This window comes from Aquiflexum balticum DSM 16537 (assembly GCF_900176595.1).
Taxonomy (GTDB): domain Bacteria; phylum Bacteroidota; class Bacteroidia; order Cytophagales; family Cyclobacteriaceae; genus Aquiflexum; species Aquiflexum balticum.
The window spans coordinates 1,504,478-1,522,019 of the sequence record NZ_LT838813.1 but is presented as its reverse complement, the minus strand read 5'-3'; the positions used below and the strand labels follow the sequence as shown (position 1 = coordinate 1,522,019).

Annotated in this window: 10 protein-coding genes; 5 read left to right on the top strand and 5 right to left on the bottom strand. The window is 37.0% G+C overall.

Annotated elements, in window-relative coordinates; genetic code table 11:
* Positions 1 to 79 precede the first annotated feature (79 nt).
* The 4 genes from B9A52_RS26095 to B9A52_RS06705 all read right to left on the bottom strand — a co-directional run bounded on the left by B9A52_RS26095 (position 80) and on the right by B9A52_RS06705 (position 5,010).
* On the bottom strand, positions 80 to 2,521 hold the full coding sequence (locus tag B9A52_RS26095; RefSeq protein WP_231955513.1) for a sensor histidine kinase: 2,442 nt from the start codon (positions 2,519 to 2,521) through the stop codon (positions 80 to 82).
* Between the two features lie 269 nt (positions 2,522 to 2,790).
* The gene (locus B9A52_RS06715) at positions 2,791 to 3,174 is read right to left on the bottom strand and encodes a response regulator (protein ID WP_084119575.1); all 384 of its coding nucleotides are present in this window, start codon (positions 3,172 to 3,174) and stop codon (positions 2,791 to 2,793) included.
* A 224-nt stretch (positions 3,175 to 3,398) separates the two neighbouring features.
* The gene (gene cysQ, locus B9A52_RS06710; RefSeq protein WP_084119574.1) at positions 3,399 to 4,193 is read right to left on the bottom strand and encodes a 3'(2'),5'-bisphosphate nucleotidase CysQ; all 795 of its coding nucleotides are present in this window, start codon (positions 4,191 to 4,193) and stop codon (positions 3,399 to 3,401) included.
* A gap of 292 nt (positions 4,194 to 4,485) precedes the next feature.
* A complete protein-coding gene (locus B9A52_RS06705) occupies positions 4,486 to 5,010 on the bottom strand; it encodes a nuclear transport factor 2 family protein (protein WP_231955512.1) in 525 nt (174 codons plus the stop codon).
* A gap of 559 nt (positions 5,011 to 5,569) precedes the next feature.
* On the opposite strand from B9A52_RS06705, the gene B9A52_RS06700 reads away from it, so the two are divergent.
* Positions 5,570 to 6,631, top strand: a complete 1,062-nt coding sequence (locus B9A52_RS06700) for an AI-2E family transporter (protein WP_084119573.1) — start codon at positions 5,570 to 5,572, stop codon at positions 6,629 to 6,631.
* Between the two features lie 15 nt (positions 6,632 to 6,646).
* On the opposite strand, the gene B9A52_RS06695 is transcribed toward B9A52_RS06700, so the two are convergent.
* Complete coding sequence (locus B9A52_RS06695; RefSeq protein WP_084119572.1) at positions 6,647 to 8,281, bottom strand: helix-turn-helix domain-containing protein; 1,635 nt, start codon at positions 8,279 to 8,281, stop codon at positions 6,647 to 6,649.
* A 275-nt stretch (positions 8,282 to 8,556) separates the two neighbouring features.
* On the opposite strand from B9A52_RS06695, the gene B9A52_RS06690 reads away from it, so the two are divergent.
* The 4 genes from B9A52_RS06690 (at position 8,557) to B9A52_RS06675 (ending at position 17,393) form a co-directional block, all read left to right on the top strand.
* Complete coding sequence (locus tag B9A52_RS06690; protein WP_084119571.1) at positions 8,557 to 9,075, top strand: hypothetical protein; 519 nt, start codon at positions 8,557 to 8,559, stop codon at positions 9,073 to 9,075.
* 220 nt (positions 9,076 to 9,295) lie between these two features.
* Positions 9,296 to 11,821 (top strand): mechanosensitive ion channel domain-containing protein, encoded by a 2,526-nt coding sequence (locus tag B9A52_RS06685; RefSeq protein ID WP_172805171.1) that lies wholly within the window; start codon positions 9,296 to 9,298, stop codon positions 11,819 to 11,821.
* A 49-nt stretch (positions 11,822 to 11,870) separates the two neighbouring features.
* Positions 11,871 to 16,037 carry a DUF748 domain-containing protein gene (locus tag B9A52_RS06680; RefSeq protein WP_084119569.1) on the top strand — a complete coding sequence of 1,389 codons (4,167 nt, stop codon included), beginning with the start codon at positions 11,871 to 11,873 and terminating at the stop codon, positions 16,035 to 16,037.
* A gap of 252 nt (positions 16,038 to 16,289) precedes the next feature.
* A complete protein-coding gene (locus B9A52_RS06675; RefSeq protein ID WP_084119568.1) occupies positions 16,290 to 17,393 on the top strand; it encodes a serine hydrolase domain-containing protein in 1,104 nt (367 codons plus the stop codon).
* Positions 17,394 to 17,542 lie beyond the last annotated feature (149 nt).

The window sequence follows — 17,542 nt, the reverse complement described above, 5'->3', positions numbered from 1 at the left end:
GCTGAATTCCACTTATCAATCAAGGGTTTGGAACTTTCAATTTCTGTATCTAATCGAGCCGTGCTATTCATTTGTTTTTTTAATCAAGTGATAAAATCAGGGTCATTTCTGTTCCTTCCCCTACGGTGCTTTGGACACGAAAATCTCCCCCATGCGCTTTCACAATATCATAAGATAACGATAAACCCAATCCCGTCCCAGAACCCGTTGGCTTGGTGGTAAAGAAAGGTTGGAAGATCTTTTCTTTGATGGAGTCAGGGATACCGGAGCCGTTGTCTTGGACAGAGAGTTGTACCCCTAAATCCCCTGAAGGGGACTTGGTCACCAATGAGCTTACTGAAATAGTCGGAGTATATTTTTCTCCACCTTCAGAGCCAGTCCCGACATGTCGGGAGGGTTGGGGGGTGGATTTTTCTTTTTCGTTGACAGCACTTCGACTACGCTCAGCACAGGCATAAAAAGCATTGTTCATCAGATTGAGCAATACTTTACCGATGTCCTGTGGGATAACCGAAACTTTGGTAAGATTGGGGTCAAAGTCTGTTTTCAGCTCAGCTTTGAATTCGGGTTCCTTTGCCAAAAAGGACTGATAACTCAAGCGAAGAAACTCATCCGCCAATGCGTTGAGATCAGTAGGCTCTTTCTGACCAGATCCTCTTTTGCTATGCTCCAACATCCCCTTCACGATCGCATCCGCCCGCTTACCATGGTGGTTGATCTTTTCCAAGTTTTTCTTAATATCCTCAAGAATCTCATCCTCGATTTCGTCCTCCTCTGTCTTTGGTCTTGTTTCTTGGCTCTTGATTCTTGTTTCTTTGATCTCTTCCACCAACTCCGCACTCACCTCAGAAAAATTATTCACAAAATTCAGCGGGTTTTGGATCTCATGTGCAATGCCGGCAGTGAGTTCACCAAGCGAAGCCATCTTTTCTGATTGGATCAGTTGGGCTTGGGTGGATTTGAGCTGCTCCAAAGTAGTGGTGATCTCTTTATTTTTTGAGGTTAAACTGGCGTTTGACTTTTGCTTGTTTATAATGGCTAAACCTAGTGTAAATGCAAACAGACCCAAAAGCCCAGCTATACCATATAGGTAATATTTTGTTTTCTCATTGGCTTCTTCTTTGGCTTTCAAAAGGGCAATGTTATTTTCATCGGCCTGCATTTTCTGTTCTATTTCGAAACTCAGGGATTTTGCCTCATCTGATTCCTGTTTTAAAAGCTGAAGCAAGCCCAAGAGCTCCTGGTGTGTAGCAAAGGCCTCTTTGTGTAAACCCGCAGCAGCGTAAGCTTTAGCCAATAACTCCAATTCCTCAATCAGCGAATATCTTCCGCTAATAGCCTTGAGTTCCTGAATTTCAGAATTCAATAATTGAATCGCCTGCAACGGCCTACCTTCCTCTAGCGCCAATGTAGCAGCATAAAAATTTGGTTTTAACTCACCTAATGGGCTTGTGACTCCCAGATTTTTAATTTCTTTCAGATTTTTTGTAAGGTTAAAATAATGAGCTGCTGAATCATTTTGATTTTGCATTAAAAAATATTTGCCTTTTTCCAGATAATACCATGCATAGTAAATGTCTTCACCTACAGAGCCATAGTTCATCACGTCACTATCATAGGTATTTAAAAGATCATAGGTTTTGTCGAAAAAAAAACGACTGCTATCACTCTTCAATAGGCTTTTAGCACTCGCCATCTGCAAAAAAATAAATGGAGCGTCCCCATAAAGTAAGGGGAATTCCAATTTTTCGTACTCATTTATTGCAAGCTTTAGATAATATTCAGCTTTTTCGGGAAAATTTCCTGCCAAATAAATAGTGGCCAATTGCAAACAACGATTCGCTTTTCCACTGGTACCTAACAAGATATATAAGGTGTCGTTGGCAGGATTATCCTTAAGATAGCTCAGTGATTTTAGCGCATAATACTCTGCTTTTGCAATTAGCCCCATTCGGGAATAAAATCCTGTGATAGAGCTGTACACAATTGAGGCAGCGTCCTCATCATTTTTTTCAACGAAATAGTTACCCAAAGAAGTGTAGTAGGTAATGCCATCGTACATTAATCCCAGATTCCTTAAAGGCAATCGGGTTTCCCTGATGATTTCAAGCAAGGTTCTCTTGCAAGCAACGGAACAATCAGCCTTGTTGGCTTCAATAAAATCCTTACCAAATCTGATCAGACTTTCATTTGGAATGCTCTCCAATTCAAAATGGCTTTTATAAAAATCCAGAATCAGTAGGTAGTATTCCTCTTCGGTAAGGATGGGTTTGATGCGTTCCAACTCTTGACTGAGGGAGAGATTATCCAACAACACCTCCTTTTTGTTTCGATTTATCAGATCCATCACCTCTTTGTAGTAAGTGCTGTTTAGCCCTTCTCCTTTTTCTATTCTTTTAAGCGAAGTCAGAATCGAGTCGGTATATGTATACTGCTGAGCCTTCCCTACACTTGGAAATAGTAACCAAATACTTATGGTTACTATTATGGATAATCTATGGACATATAATCTTCGGATCATATCAATACCTATTTTGGCAATTGGATAAAAACTTACTTCCTATACCTTCTCTAGATTCCACCCTCAATTCCCCTCCATGAGCCTTTACAATATCATAAGGACAATCCTTAGGTTCTTCATTTTTAAAGAAATAGGAAAGGGGTGATTTAATTACTCATTCAATTTTTCCACTTGCTATTATTTTTGATTTCCCATCTTTCAAAAAAATAGTCGGGGAGGTGGGCTATCCTACTGGCATAGTAGGGATAGCTAACCGATCCCATCATTGCTTATTGGGCATTTCCAATAATCTCGTTCAATTCCCCTTTCAAAGAATCAAAATCTATAGGTTTCACAAAAAACCCTTTTGCTCCGGAATTGATGGCCCTGTTGTAATTTTCACGGTCGCCATAAGCCGAAATCATACTTACCTGTATTTGGGGGAATTCCGCCTTAACCTTATCCAATAGCTCTAATCCTGTCATTCCCGGCATATTGATATCCGAGAAAATATACATGACCTCAGGGGGTTGATGACTTCTTAGTAATTCTAAAGCTTCATTCCCCGAAAAAGCAAATTCCAGCTCAATATCCCCGCTTCTTACTTCTTTTCGAAGCTTTTGCCGAAATAACATTTCGACATCTTTTTCATCGTCTACTATTAAAAATTTCATGATTTATCAGTTTTTACTCAAATTAAAAAATATCGGGTTTATTGAAACTGAAGTAGGACGAATGGTAGGTTTTATTGTCCCAAAGCACCTGAAAATTTCCCGAACGAAATCGAGGGCCGATTTTCATTTTTCATCCATTTGGTCTTGAAATAGCAAATCGGATTAAATCACTCCCACCGTGGTCAAGGCTAGAGAGAGAAAACAAAATCAAATCATCCCTTAATCTAAAATTTGAAATCAGCTGTACCAAAACCCTGAACCAAAAAATCGGAATTCAATAAATTTGGCTTATTGTACGTCAAGGAAACCCCTCCTTTTATTGCCATAACCTTCCCACCCATCGCCAAAACAATGGCATGTGCCGCAGCAGTATCCCACTCCATAGTAGGACCAAAGCGGGGATAAAGCTGCGCTTTGTTTTCGGCTACCAGTGTTATTTTCAAAGAGGAACCCATATGGATAACTTTGGCTTCAGGATATTTTGCAATGAAATTCCTTGTTTCCGGATTCATATGGGACCTGCTGGCTACAATGGTCTTGATGGCGGTATCCGGAACCTTTTCCAGTCTTACAGGTTCCATATTGCCTTCTTGCTTCCATGCACCGGATTCCAAGCTACCCCAATACAACCAATCCAAGACAGGAGCGTAGACCACACCCATTACGGGTTTTCCGAAATGTATCAGCGCGATATTGACGGTAAATTCTCCATTCCTTTTCACAAATTCCTTGGTACCATCCAAAGGATCGACCAACCAATAATACTCCCAATCCTTGCGGACTGAAAAGGGAATATCAGCACCTTCTTCTGATAATACCGGCAAACCGGTTTGCTCCAATAAAGCTAGGATTAATCTATGGGCCGCTTGGTCTGCCAAGGTCAGGGGAGATTGGTCTTCTTTGAGGGTAAGCCCAATTTCTTCGGAATGGTAAATTTCAAGGATTTTCTTCCCGGCTTTTAGTGCAGCTGATTTGGCTAAATCTGTGAGGATGCTTATTTGCTTGAAATCGGAATTCATGGATTTTTTGATTTCTTGAATATCAATAAATTATTTCAAACCTTTACATCAACTTAGTTATGGAACGCTGATGACGCTGATTAAACTGATGAACACAGATCAAAAAAAATCAGTGAAAATCTGCTAAATCAGCGTCATCCGCGTGCTATTGAAAATCCTTTCGATTAAGTAAAAGTTAAAAAAGAAGAATTTGAGCATAGATTGATATTCTCTGTTCTATTAAAAAAAGGCACTTGGAATAAGAATATCCCAAATGCCTGATGAAGTCGATAAAATATAAAATTTAAAAAACTTACTTGGATGGTGGTTTGACTTCAAATCCCTGTGCTTCCATAATATTCAACATATCATACCAATAGCGTAAAAATTCAATTTTACCATTCACTATTCGCCCTGCAGTATGATAGGGAACTGTTATGATTTTACCGGTTGCTTTATTTTGAATGGTATTGGTACCCCATGACAATACCCACTCTCCCTCGTTCCAATTGTTGGTGACTTTCACAGGTAGATAGAGCTCTTGTGAAAGGGTATGTTTGAATTGGTTGGTGCTATTGGTGTAATATTCCTTGTGTTGGGCTACTGTGAGTGAGTCCAAACCTCCTCCCAATCCATAAATCATCGCGCCCGGTGCGAATTGGGCATTCATCGTAGCTACATCACCTGCCTGAAGTGCTTTGGTATATTTCTGCACCACCTCCAAAGCCTTTGCAGCATTCTGAAATTCAAGTGTTACCACCTGATCCTGTGCGTTTGAAATCATTGGCGTCAACATCATCAAGAATGCCAGGGACACCGTAATTTTTAAAATTTTCATAAAGAAAGAGGTTAAGTTAAAAGATTTATTATTTATCTAATCTCCTTAATATCAATGATAAATAAAATCAATCAGGGACGAATGAACGGGAATCCTGTCCCAAGACACTTAAATTGTTTCCCGAGGAAAATTGAGGATTCAAACTTCAAGGATTTTGCAACCCACTTTTAAATTGGCCAATTCTTTTTCAGCAGGAAATTTTTTGAGATATTCAAAATAGTTAGTGATATCAGGTTTACCCGCTATGCAGCCGTCATCTTGAGTGGTCAAAATTGGCATTTACAAAGAGGGGAATGACATTGTGGTCAAATTAAATGGGCCTCGGCAAGCTCGGCCACCGGGTAGATCATGTGGGAAGGAGGGTGTTGGAAAAGCGGCGGCGCCGCTTTTCCAACACCCTCCTTAGTTAACCATATTCTCCGTTCCCCGAGCTTGCCGAGGGGGATTTAACATTTATGTCATTCGTACCTATCAGTTACCTGATTTATTTTCCTAGTACGTATGAATTTATTGACATTAATTTGTAATTTTTGGTTTTAAATATTCATCAATTTATGCAATGGAAAATCCTTTAAACTCCCAGATTCAAAAACCTTCCCAAATCCATTTAGTAATTCAAATCCTTGCATTAGGGATTTTGCTGATGCTTTGTTTTTTTATTCTTCAGCCATTTATCACCTTATTGATTTGGGGTGGGGTTTTGGCTATAACTTTAGGCCCTTTCCATAAATTTTTGACAAAAAAACTTAAAGACCGTTCTGGATTGGCCGCAGGAATTATTGTCGTCGGCTTATTGATGATTATCATATTGCCCTCTGTTTTGATCATGTTGAGTACGGTCGATGAGTTCAAGGCTCTTATATCCTCCTTTCAAAACGATGACCTTCACATTCCTCCTCCATATGATTCTGTTGCCAATTTTCCCATTATTGGAAAGAGTTTATATTCGATTTGGGAGGAAGCTTCCATTAATCTTTCAGAGACTTTTATCAGACATCAAGAAGAAATCAAACCCGTTTTCCTTAAGTTTATAAGTATGGCTTCCCATACTGCATCAGGCATATTCATTTTCACGCTGTCTATACTTGTAAGTGGGGTTTTTATGGCTTATTCAGTGGAGGAAGGCCAGTATGCAACAAAGTTTTTCACCAAACTGGCAGGAAAAACCGGGGAGAGAATGGCGGATGATGCACGTACAACAGTTATTAATGTGGCCAAAGGAATTTTGGGAGTTTCGGTAATTCAATCCTTATTTTGCGGATTGGGGATGTTTATTGCTGGAATTCCTTTTACTGGTATTTGGATTTTAGTTTGTTTGATTCTTTCGGTCTTTCAGATTGGTCTGTTTCCTGTCAGCATCGGAGTGATTATTTATATCTGGATGAACGGAAGTGTAGGAATGGCGATTTTTCTTACAATCTGGATGGTAATAGCAGGACTTTTGGATAATTTTCTTAAACCGATAATTTTGGGAAAAGGTGCTCCGGTACCCTCTATGGTGGTATTTATGGGTGCTTTTGGAGGATTTTTATATTCAGGGATTTTGGGATTGTTTACAGGGGCCATTATTCTGACCTTTGCCTATACTTTAACCATGACCTGGCTGGAGGAAGGAACATAACCAAAAACCGGTATTTTAGCTTTTATGGCCAAATTCATTTTTTAGTAATCTTGATGAATATCCTACCCTTCTGGCTACTTCATCTAATTCTACTCCCTCTTTGAGCAATTGATTTGCCCAGGATATTTTCACGGTTTTCAAAAATTTCCCTGGGGTAATTCCAAAATTTTTGAATTGCCTGTTAAGTTGTACTGTATTGGTTTCGTAAAATGAAGCCAACAATTCAACAGAGATAAGTTTATGCTCTATGATATCATTTTGGATTTGTTCAAGGCTGTAGAACCGACTTTTTTGGTGGAGATTAATTTTTCGCCTCGCATACAATTTTCGAAATACTAAAAATCCAAAAAACAGAATTAAAATACCAAAGAATACAATTTGGAATATCAGCGACCTTCTTTGGAGAATTTTTTGGTCTTCGACTTTTTGAAGAAATAAGGGCAGGAAATTTTTTTCTATATCATATATGTCTATTAAATAAAGACCATTGATAGACCCTGCATATATATGATCATTGTAGAGAGTCATTCCATAACGGTTAAACTCAACGTCTGAGACTAATGGAATAGATTTTTCACTTGATTTTGGAATGATAAACAGGCCATTTTCAGTTGCTATCCATAGATTTTTGAAACGATCCTTTTCGACATCAACACAAAAAGACCTATCCAGAATTTTTTCCAAACTATCTGCAACTTTTGGGTTGATTGCAAAGGCACCGTTGTCTGCTGCTAAATAAATCAAATCATCGCCCGGAAAAATTTCCCTGATTCTGGCACCGACATCAGCCAATTCATAAACTTCTATTCCATCAAACGAAAATACTTTCCCTTCATAGGTGGAAAAAACCAGCGAAGAATCGAAGACCTCAAGATCTGAATATTCAAAACCTCTGTGTATAGGGTATAAGGAGAAGTCATCTAACAATTCATTTATTGAATTTGTATTCAGACTAAAGGTTTTATTATTCCACTCAACAAGTTTTCTTGAATGACCGGCAAATATATTTTGCCCTGTGGGTAGCAAGAGAACTGAATCATTTGAAATTACTTTGAATAGATCATCAGTGCTAAGAAAATATTTACCGTTGATTTTGGTGAAATTTCCATTGGAATAAGGAGGAAAACCTGCCTTAAGTGTGTCATTTACAAAAATTCCAGAATACGTTGAAATTACCTTGATCTGATCATCTATATAAACATTCCTGATGGAAATTCCGGGATATTGGACTTTATAAAAAGGTCTGATCTCATATTCAAAAAGCGATCCGCCCACTGAAAGAAACAATTGATTATTCAAGTGAACTTTGGTGCAATTTATAAGGCTCTTTTGAGGAATTAGATGAGCCATTGTTTTTGCATCGATTAAATATTCTTTAGGAACGAATTCCGATTGAAAAAAACCTTCATTGTAGAAAACAAAACTTTTATTCAATTCAAGATCAATTTTTTCCCAAGAATCTTGATTTAAGACATATACGCCATCACCTGTTTTTGCATGGATTTTTTGATCAGCTAAAAAAATGTTTCTAAGGGGAGTTTGAAAACTATGTTTTTGAACAAATACAGTATCCTGAGCAAAGGACTCACAAATAATTGCGTAAGCAATGAATAAAAAGGCTATATGGATACGCATTTGGATAAATAACATATAAAAATAACGTTTGGTATAAAAAAAACAAATAGTGTTATTTTTTCAGTTTGGGAAATTATTTAAAAAACACTGCTGTTTCCTGATATTTGTAAGAAAAAGTTTTGCGATTCTCTGTCAGAAACCCAATACTTTACTAGGAACTTGACAGAAGGACCCTGCCTGCAGGCAGTCAGGGAAATACCGGACATTTTCTTCTCCTGACAAGAATTAGATTGAATTAATATTTTACTTTCTCCATTGCGTACACGCATTCATTTAGAATTAGTATAATTATGAATTTTGTAGCAAAAATCTGCATTCTATTTATATACAGTTATTTGGGTTTTCAGCCTAAAGAGAAAATTATTTTGAATTCCTTCAATGAAAAGAAAATCATAGAATTTTTGGTTTCAAGATATGGTGATCAATCAGATTTTCCACGAAGATTCATTTATGATGAGATTGATTTGAATTTAGATGGGAATTCAGAGTATTTAATTGGTTTGATGGGACCTGAATTTTGTGGTACGGGTGGATGCACCATGATAATACTTGATAATGAATTCAAAGAAATTTCCTATGTGACCATAGTTAAATACCCTGTAATCATTGGTGATGATTTGAAGGAGGATGTTACCAATGGTTACTTGAATATTTATGTAAGATCCGGGGGAATGGGCTTCATAAAACTTGCGTGGAATGGTCAGAGTTATCCAAGAAATCCCTCAATGGAACCAAGCATTGAGGAATCCTTAATAAAAGGGAAAAGGAAGTATCTCAAAGCAGAAGATGACCCATCTTTCGAATTTTAGAAGCCATAAACAAAATTCAGGATGATCAGATTTCCTTATACTTTGGATTTTGGAATTTTGGCCTTAACAATTACACAACTTTCTATGCCATATACTAAAAACTTCTGGATAACTATAAGATTGTATTATGGTTTTTAATTATTTTAGGGTAAGTTTTATGAAGGATCTTTGGACGTCCATTAGATCTTTCATTTTTTCTTTCATGTTTTTTTACCAAAGTATGAAGATTCCATTTAATGTAAATTTTCTTGCTGCCATTTTGTTTTTCAACTCTATTTTCATTTTTCAGGTATTAGAAGTTTCCGCCTATACGCAGTCCAATGATACAATTATTGTCAGGAAGGATTCATTTCCTGCAGCATCCGAAAATCAACAAATCCCAGAATTAGATCCAAAAGAAATTAAACGAAGCATAGGTGGATTTGAAACAACCAAAAAACAATGGACACAAAGAATTGCTTTGGATCAAATAAATGAAGCTGTTCAGGAGGCAAAAATTTTTTTGAGAAAAGGAGAAGACTCAACCGAAATAAAAAAAGAACTTCAAGAAATAGAAAGGCAAAGGTTCATTGTAGAAAAAGGGGTTGAGAAATCCAATGGGAATTTAATGTCTGACAGAAATTTAGCGGTATCAGGGGCTATTCTGAGAGAATTGTTGGAAAGGACTTTTGCTATCCGGGCCAATCTGAAAACTCGGGGAGACGATTTAATTCGTTTAAGTTATACCATAGATTCTCTTTCAAGTTTGGGGGAGATATTTAGTTTAAAGGATGAATTAGAGGGATTTTCTACAAATCCAAGAAAATCCACCTGGATAGCTAAAGAAGTTGAACCTACATTCGAATCCATAATTTCCACGATTGAAGAATTGGAAAATTTGGAATCATTAACCGATGAAGTTTTAATACAGCTGCAACTCACCTATTTGAAGATTGACAACGAAAGAAAGGAATTGAACCGTGACTTTTTTCGGAAAGAGGTTTCTGGATTTAATTCGCATTTATTTTCTACTCAGTCATTAATGGAAATTATTGAGATTTCTCATGAAAAAGAATCACTTGCCTTGGTTCTATATTTCCAAATTTATTCCGGAAGAATTTTTATAATGATTTGTTTGACGCTAATCCTTACATTTTTCTTACATAATCTTAAAAAAAGAATTTTGGAGGAGCAAAAGGAAAAAGAAGCAAACTCCAACTATCTGGTATTGAAATTTCCCTTTTTATCGGCATTGATCATTATTATCGGTCTATTTCAGTTTTTTTTCCCATCTCCGCCGTTTATTTTTTCCTTTCTTCTTTGGACGATTTCAGGAATCTCGCTTGCCATAATTCTATATAGATTCCTGGCGGGTTTTTGGATGGGTTTCTGGATTGTTTTGTTAATATTTTTCGTACTATCCAGTTCATTAAACCTGATTTTGATATTTTCAAAACCTGAGCAGTATGCTATTTTGCTGCTTTCTATAATCGGCGTGACTTACAGCGCTTTGTTGTTTTTTAGCCATAAAAAAAAGGATCTAAAAGAAAGAAGAATTATTTATTTCATCATCTATTTAGGGTTGATGCAATCTTTATCATTGATATTTTTATTATACGGTAGCCTTAACTTATCTAAGGCACTTTTGATATCAGGTTACTTGGGGGTAGTCTTGGGCATATCATTGCTTTGGACTGTCAGATTGATAAATCAAATGCTTGCTTTAGCTTCAACCATATTCAATAGACCTGATAAAAAACTGTTTTTTATCAATTTTGACAAAGTTGGAGACAAAGTACCCGGTTTTTTTTATCTCCTTTTGGTGATTGGGTGGATTTTACTGGTTGGAAAGAATTTTTATGATTTCAGTAATTTCTCATCCTATTTCAGTGATTTCTTAAATACACCACGGGTATTGGGAAGTTATTCTTTCACGATAAACAGTATTGTTGTATTTGTTGTCATCCTGGCCGTTTCCTTTCTATTATCCAGGATTGTATCTTTTTTTGGTTCCGAACCTGAAATTAACCCCGTCAATTCTCATAAAAGAAGGAAAGTCAGCTTAGGAAGCTGGCTGCTTTTGGTCCAGATTTTTATTATTAGCCTGGGATTGTTTTTGGCTGTTGCTGCCACAGGATTGCCTTTGGATAAAATCACCCTAGTGTTGGGAGCCCTTGGGGTGGGTATCGGTCTAGGTCTGCAGGGGCTTTTCAATAATCTGGTCAGCGGCGTAATCATTGCTTTTGAAAATCCTGTAAAAGTGGGCGATCTGATCGAAATCGACGGGAAGCCCGGTGTCATGAAATCTATAGGATTCAGAAGCAGCGTGGTCAATATGTTTGAAGGTTCCAGTATTATTATCCCAAATGGGGATCTTCTCAGTAATCAGTTGGTCAATTGGACTATGGGAAAGGGTAAAAAAGTGACATTTTTCGTAGGTGTGGAATATGGTACAGACCTGAAAAGGACAGTAGGATTGATCATGGAAATTTTGATTCATGATCAACGGATTCTTAAATACCCTGTATCGAGAGTTTTACCATATGAATTTGCAGATAGCCGAATAGATTTAGAAGTTACATTTTGGTGCCATAATTATCTCGAACTGCCCTTTTTAAAAGGAGATATTATTTCCCAGATTGATATTTTGTTCAAGAAAGAAGGAATTGTGATAGCATTCCCTCAGCGGGACTTGCATATTAAATCCGGAAATGACCAAATTGAAACTTTCCTAAAAAATCCGGAAAATCCGGAAACCAAGGTTTAAAAACAAACAAAAAAACTATGATTTTAAATACCTAAGGGCAAGAAAAAAGATGGTCCAGCTATTTAAAAGAAAAAGAGTAAGGATTGCTATTTTTATTATCTCAATATTTCTTGTAGGCAGGTGGTTGTTTCACCTTGCTGTAGAATATACCATCAAAAACTACTTTGAAGATCAGGTTACCTTGTCTGCTGAGACCATGGTTTCTTACAAATTGAGAAATCTTCAGATTTTTTGGATTCAGAGTAAGATTAAGCTTAATGACGTAAGTATCCATATTACCCAAACCGAAAACTTCAAAGACACCACCAACATTAAACTAACCATTCCAAGCTTCACTTTAGACCTCCTATCTATACAAGAAGTGATTTTTGACAAATCATTGACAATTGAACAGATGATTTTAAATGATCCGGAAATTCACTTTTTTTTACCCATAAAGGAAGATACCCTTGAACTGCAAAAAGAAGTTGGAACGCTACATCAAAAAACCTTAAAATTCTTACAACAACTTAAAATTAAGAATTTCAATACTCAGAATGCATCCGTATTGTGGAGTATAGGGTCAAATGACATACCGAAGTATACCCTTAAAAAAATCAATGTCATATTGGATGATATTGAAATAATTCCGGAAAATATTTCAGGCGAAGAGATAACCGAACTTCTTTTGAGCGATCATCTTGAAATTACACTCGGCGACAATTCCATCCTTTTGCCGGATTCAAAAAATCTTTTAAATTTTAAAAAATTAAAAATTTCCTCAAAAGAAAAAGAATTGCTTTTTGATGGCCTGCACCTTCAGGATATAAATCACAAAGATTCTGAAGGGGAAAATCTTCTCCAAAATAGTTTGTTGATCCCAAGTCTCCATTTGAAAGGGATAGATTTCCTGACTTTATATTTGAGTAACTATCTTCTCGTGGATACTATATTTGTCGACGAGACACACCTACACTTTGAAGTCGACGAAAATATCCTTTCTCTTTTTCGTTCCGACCAAAAAAGTCCAAAACACAATCTGGATAGTATAAGGATAAAACATGTCCAACTCATCCCAAGTTTTCTTTCGGTAAATCACAGTAGTCAAACTGAAAGAAATACGCTTAAAGTAGACAGTACTGCAATTACCCTAACCAATGTAAACTATAAGGCAGGACCTGATTCCATAAATTCCTGGAGTCTGGAAAATTTGCAACTTCATTTGAAAGATTATCAGTCCAAACTGGAACAAGCCCATTATTCTGTGAATTTTGAGACCCTGGATTGGTCATTCAAAGATAAAATTTTTGTCTTGGAGGGTATTCAGATTTACCCTATCAAGGATAGTTTATCCAAAACTGAAGAGCAAATAATTGAATACTTGGAAATACCTGCCATCAGTATTCAAAATATAGATTTTGAGGATCTATTTGTCCATCAGAGATTAATGGGAGGCAGGATTAAGATCGATTCTCCAAACATCGGAGTCTTATTACCAAAATCCCCCACTAATTCCCCTCAAAAAATCCCAGATATATCGACAGAAATAAGGAAGTTATTGGAGGTTTTTAAATTAGAATCTGTAGACCTCCAACAAGGAAATTTAGCTCTTTTTAAGGGTGAGACAACTCCATTTTTAACTTTGAACAACTTAAACATTTCCGGAAAAGATTGGAAAATTGCAGACGATATTTCTGATCAAATGAATTTTGACCTGGAAGCAAGAGTTGGGAATGGAATTCTCCATACACCGGAATTTAAAGTGGATTTTAAAGGTGTGAATTTTTCCAGTCAGAAAGATTTTCTGAATATTCAGGAAATTGTTTTGAGACCCGCCTCTCTTTCAAAGGAACTTAAAGGACAAATCAGATTAAAGGATGTTCAATTGGATGGATTTCTTAACTATACCTCAGATAACAGAATCAACTTTTTGAAAATTGGGAATGCCAAGGCAGATATGGTCCTTACCGGGGAACCAAAAAAGGGGGGCTCAATTAAGGAAGATAAAACCAGCCCCATTTTTATTGATCAATTCAGCATAGGACATTTAGAAGCCAGTATTGTGAAGCCAGGAACCGGTACTTTGGTCATGAACAGTTTAGAAGCTGACCTAAAATCGATTGTTATTGGTGGCTCTGACTTTCCATTTTCGTTTGATACGGAAAATTCCAAAATAAAAACGGAAAAAAGTTCTGTATCATACACCTCCGGTAAAGCCCAATTTGACTCCTTGGGATTCTATCAAAAAAATCTTTTTGTCTACGGTTCAACATTGATTAATAATGATCAAAGTGAGGATAAATTCAATATTTCAATACCGCTGATTTCCTTATCCGGCTTAATGTTACCTGATAGTTTAAATGAATGTATTGGTGCAGGACGGATTACCCTTCATGATCCAAAAGGCGATTTTTATCTCCCAAATAAGGTTGATTCCAAAAAAGAAAAAACAAATCCACAAAATCCTGATTCCAAATCCTTGTCATTTAAACTTGATACGCTTCAAATTGCAAACGCCGGTTTTGTGTTGAAACAAGAATCGGAAGAGGGTGAAAGTTTTTGGAAAAGTGAAGAGACCTATCTTGACTTTTTTGACATAAGATATCCGCAAGATAAATCTGATTATTATTTAGGAGGTTTTGAGCTGAGCCTGAACAGGTTTGTACATCAACAAAAGAATTTGGAATTCCAAATTGAGCAAGCCAGCCTGTCTAGCAAAAACAAGTCTTTAACCCTCATAAATAGCAAATTGGAAAAGTCTGAATTTTCAGATTTGGTAAAAGGAATGTATATGACTTTGGACATTCCTCAAATTATTATCCGCACAGAAAAAGATTTCAACATTAATCTGGATCAGGAGGTGAATATTTCTGAATTCCTGATCGATAATCCCAAACTTTTCATAAAAGGGAATGTGGAAACTGCGCCAATAAGAGCTGGCAATGAAAAACAGAAAAATAACGATTTCCCAATTTCTTCCCTTGACCTGCACAAATTTGGGATAAAAAACATGAGCATCGATCTTGAAATACCTCAGGATAATCTGAATATTTGGTTTGAAGGTTTCAATTTTACCTATAATGACTTTTATTGGAATTCTAAAGATACCTTGAATATCGAAGATTTAGTTGCATTGGGTGATTGGACTGTGGGTTTGGAAAACGGAAAGGCTTCTATCTCCAATCCGGCCAAAATGGTTGAAATTTCAGGTTTAAGTATTTCAGGTCCTTTCTCCGAAATATCCTGGAATTCAGTTGGTTTCAAGACTTCTGATGATCCGATTACTTATACCAGGTTCCTAACACATCAGGAAACTTGGATGGGGATCCAAACCGGCTACAGTAGAATTTCAGGGATCGATTGGCGAGAGATCCAAAAATCCCAAGTGAAAGCACAAAAAGTACTTATCGGTCAACCCAAATTATGGGCTTACCGCGATCAGAGATTGCCTTTCCCCGAAAACCACTTTCCTCCAATGCTACATAAAACACTGGTAAACTCCAGTATCCCGATATCAATAGATACTGTACAGGTAAAGGACGGTATAGTGAATGTAGAAACTCAGCCTCCTTTAGGTGAAAAAACCGCTAGCATTGCATTTTCAAAAGTTGAGGCCACCATAACAAACATTACCAATCTTCCTGAGGAAATTGTAGCCAATAATAAAATGAAAATGAGGGCAAAGGCCTTGATTCAGGATACAGGACAACTCACAAAAGACATTGATTTCTCACTAGATGATCCTGACTATTCTTTTTTTATGGATGTAAGCCTGGGGAAAATGGACCTTAGTGAACTCAATGACCTTATTGAGCCACTAGCTTCAGTCAGGATCAAAAGTGGGAAAATGCGGAAAATGGAAATCAAAGCTTTGGGAAATGAAGACTATGCCTATGGAAACATGGATTTTCTATACAGAAAGCTAAGTATTTCAATTTTAGATAAAAAGGATCATAATCATCAGAATTTGGGACATGCCATAGAGTCATTCCTAGCAAATGAACTTGTCATTAAGAGAAACAATGATTACCCCTTTCCACACCGTCAGGGTCAATTGTTTTTTGTGAGGGATAGCACAAGGTCTATTTTCAACTATTTTGCCAAAATATCTCTGAGTGGGATAATGACCAGTGTTGGTGTGAAAAGCAATAGAAAGGTTTTAAAGCAAAGGCATGAAGAAGAACGCAAACGACTTGATTCTAAGGTTGTAAATTCAAGTAGTGGGATTTTGGAATAGAAATTTGGTTTTCTTTTTTTCCATTTCAAAATCAAGTTTCAATCGACTCCTTAGTTGCATTTATTTCTGAAAAATCCACGTTTTTTTAGCCTCACTTCCATAGATAAATATGTCCAAACAAAAATGACTAATTCTTTCAAACCTGTGAATAGGGTTTGTTTCCCCAATCGAGTTGGAAATTAACTTAAGTTTGAATTTCCGCATTTTATTTGGCAGATTTAGAAATTCAATTAACTCCTTCAAATTAAAAATATGAAGCTCAAATGCATTAAGACCTCCGTTTCAATTTTCACATTAGGGATATTCCTCCTTATTAGTACTTCGGTTAATGCTCAAATAGCAATAGCCGAAAAAGCCTTTGAAGAAGCAGAAAAAAAAGGTTTCTCGGGAGTATTGCTTTTGGCCATTGATGGAAAGGTGGTTTTTGAAGAAGCCACAGGCTTCCGTTCTTTTGAGGAAAAAACACCCTTACTGCCAACTGATATTTTTGAGATGGCTTCAGTTTCCAAACAGTTTACAGCCATGATGGTGATGAAATGTGCGGAAAAAGGACTTTTGGGTTATGAAGATTTTGCAGATAAGTATCTTGATATTCCATACAAGGGAATAAGCATCAGACAATTGCTTACCCATACCAATGGCCTTCCGGATTATCAGGCTGTCATGGACAGGCATTGGGACAAAAGCCAAGTGGCCGACAATGCAGCTATTTTGGAATACCTGCGCAAATACCAACCGCCCATGTTGGCCCAACCCGGCGAAAAATATGAATACAGCAATACCGCCTATGTGTTTCTGGCCAGTATCGTGGAAAAAGTCACAGGAAGGGATTTTATTGAATTGTCACGTGAATGGATTTTCAATCCCCTTGGAATGGGCCATACCGATATCCGGACCTTGGAGGAAAAAGCCAAGGTACCCAATTTTGCTGCAGGTCATCTGAAGGATAAAAACGGGGATTATATCAATGCCAATAAATTCCATTCTTCGGATTATACGGTTTGGTTGGGAAACAGAAAAGGGCCCGGAAGGGTCAGCAGTACGGCACAGGATTTATTGATCTGGGATCAGGCTTTGTATGCAGGCACTTTGGTAAGTAAGGAAACTTTGGATTTGGCTTTTTCAGCCCAGATTTTGAATGATGGGAGTTTAAGTAACTATGGCTTTGGCTGGGATTTGAGTGAAGATCCGGATTTTGGTAAAATCGTTTCCCACACAGGGGATAATCCAGGCTATAAAACCCTGATTATGCGTTTTGTTGATCAGAACAAAACTTTGATACTTTTGAACAACAATGCCCATGAAGCGAAAGATGCCTTAATTAAAGGGGCTGTTGAGGCTTTGAGGGGGTGGTGAATACGGATGTCTTTTTTTTAAAACCTTGAATGGCTGCCAATGGGGTCAAAACGAAATGGGAACCAGAGTTTGCTGCGATAATTAACGATTATGAAATATGAAATTAGTTTAATTGAAAATTAATCAAATAAATTTCCATTTTTTTGAAA

Coding starts and splice junctions, on each gene's coding strand:
- B9A52_RS06695 (WP_084119572.1), bottom strand. CDS start 8,281: ATGTTATTTATCCAAATGCGTATCCATATAGCCTTTTTATTCATTGCT.
- B9A52_RS06680 (WP_084119569.1), top strand. CDS start 11,871: ATGGTCCAGCTATTTAAAAGAAAAAGAGTAAGGATTGCTATTTTTATT.
- B9A52_RS06705 (WP_231955512.1), bottom strand. CDS start 5,010: ATGAAAATTTTAAAAATTACGGTGTCCCTGGCATTCTTGATGATGTTG.
- B9A52_RS06685 (WP_172805171.1), top strand. CDS start 9,296: ATGAAGATTCCATTTAATGTAAATTTTCTTGCTGCCATTTTGTTTTTC.
- B9A52_RS26095 (WP_231955513.1), bottom strand. CDS start 2,521: ATGATCCGAAGATTATATGTCCATAGATTATCCATAATAGTAACCATA.
- cysQ (WP_084119574.1), bottom strand. CDS start 4,193: ATGAATTCCGATTTCAAGCAAATAAGCATCCTCACAGATTTAGCCAAA.
- B9A52_RS06675 (WP_084119568.1), top strand. CDS start 16,290: ATGAAGCTCAAATGCATTAAGACCTCCGTTTCAATTTTCACATTAGGG.
- B9A52_RS06700 (WP_084119573.1), top strand. CDS start 5,570: ATGGAAAATCCTTTAAACTCCCAGATTCAAAAACCTTCCCAAATCCAT.
- B9A52_RS06690 (WP_084119571.1), top strand. CDS start 8,557: ATGAATTTTGTAGCAAAAATCTGCATTCTATTTATATACAGTTATTTG.
- B9A52_RS06715 (WP_084119575.1), bottom strand. CDS start 3,174: ATGAAATTTTTAATAGTAGACGATGAAAAAGATGTCGAAATGTTATTT.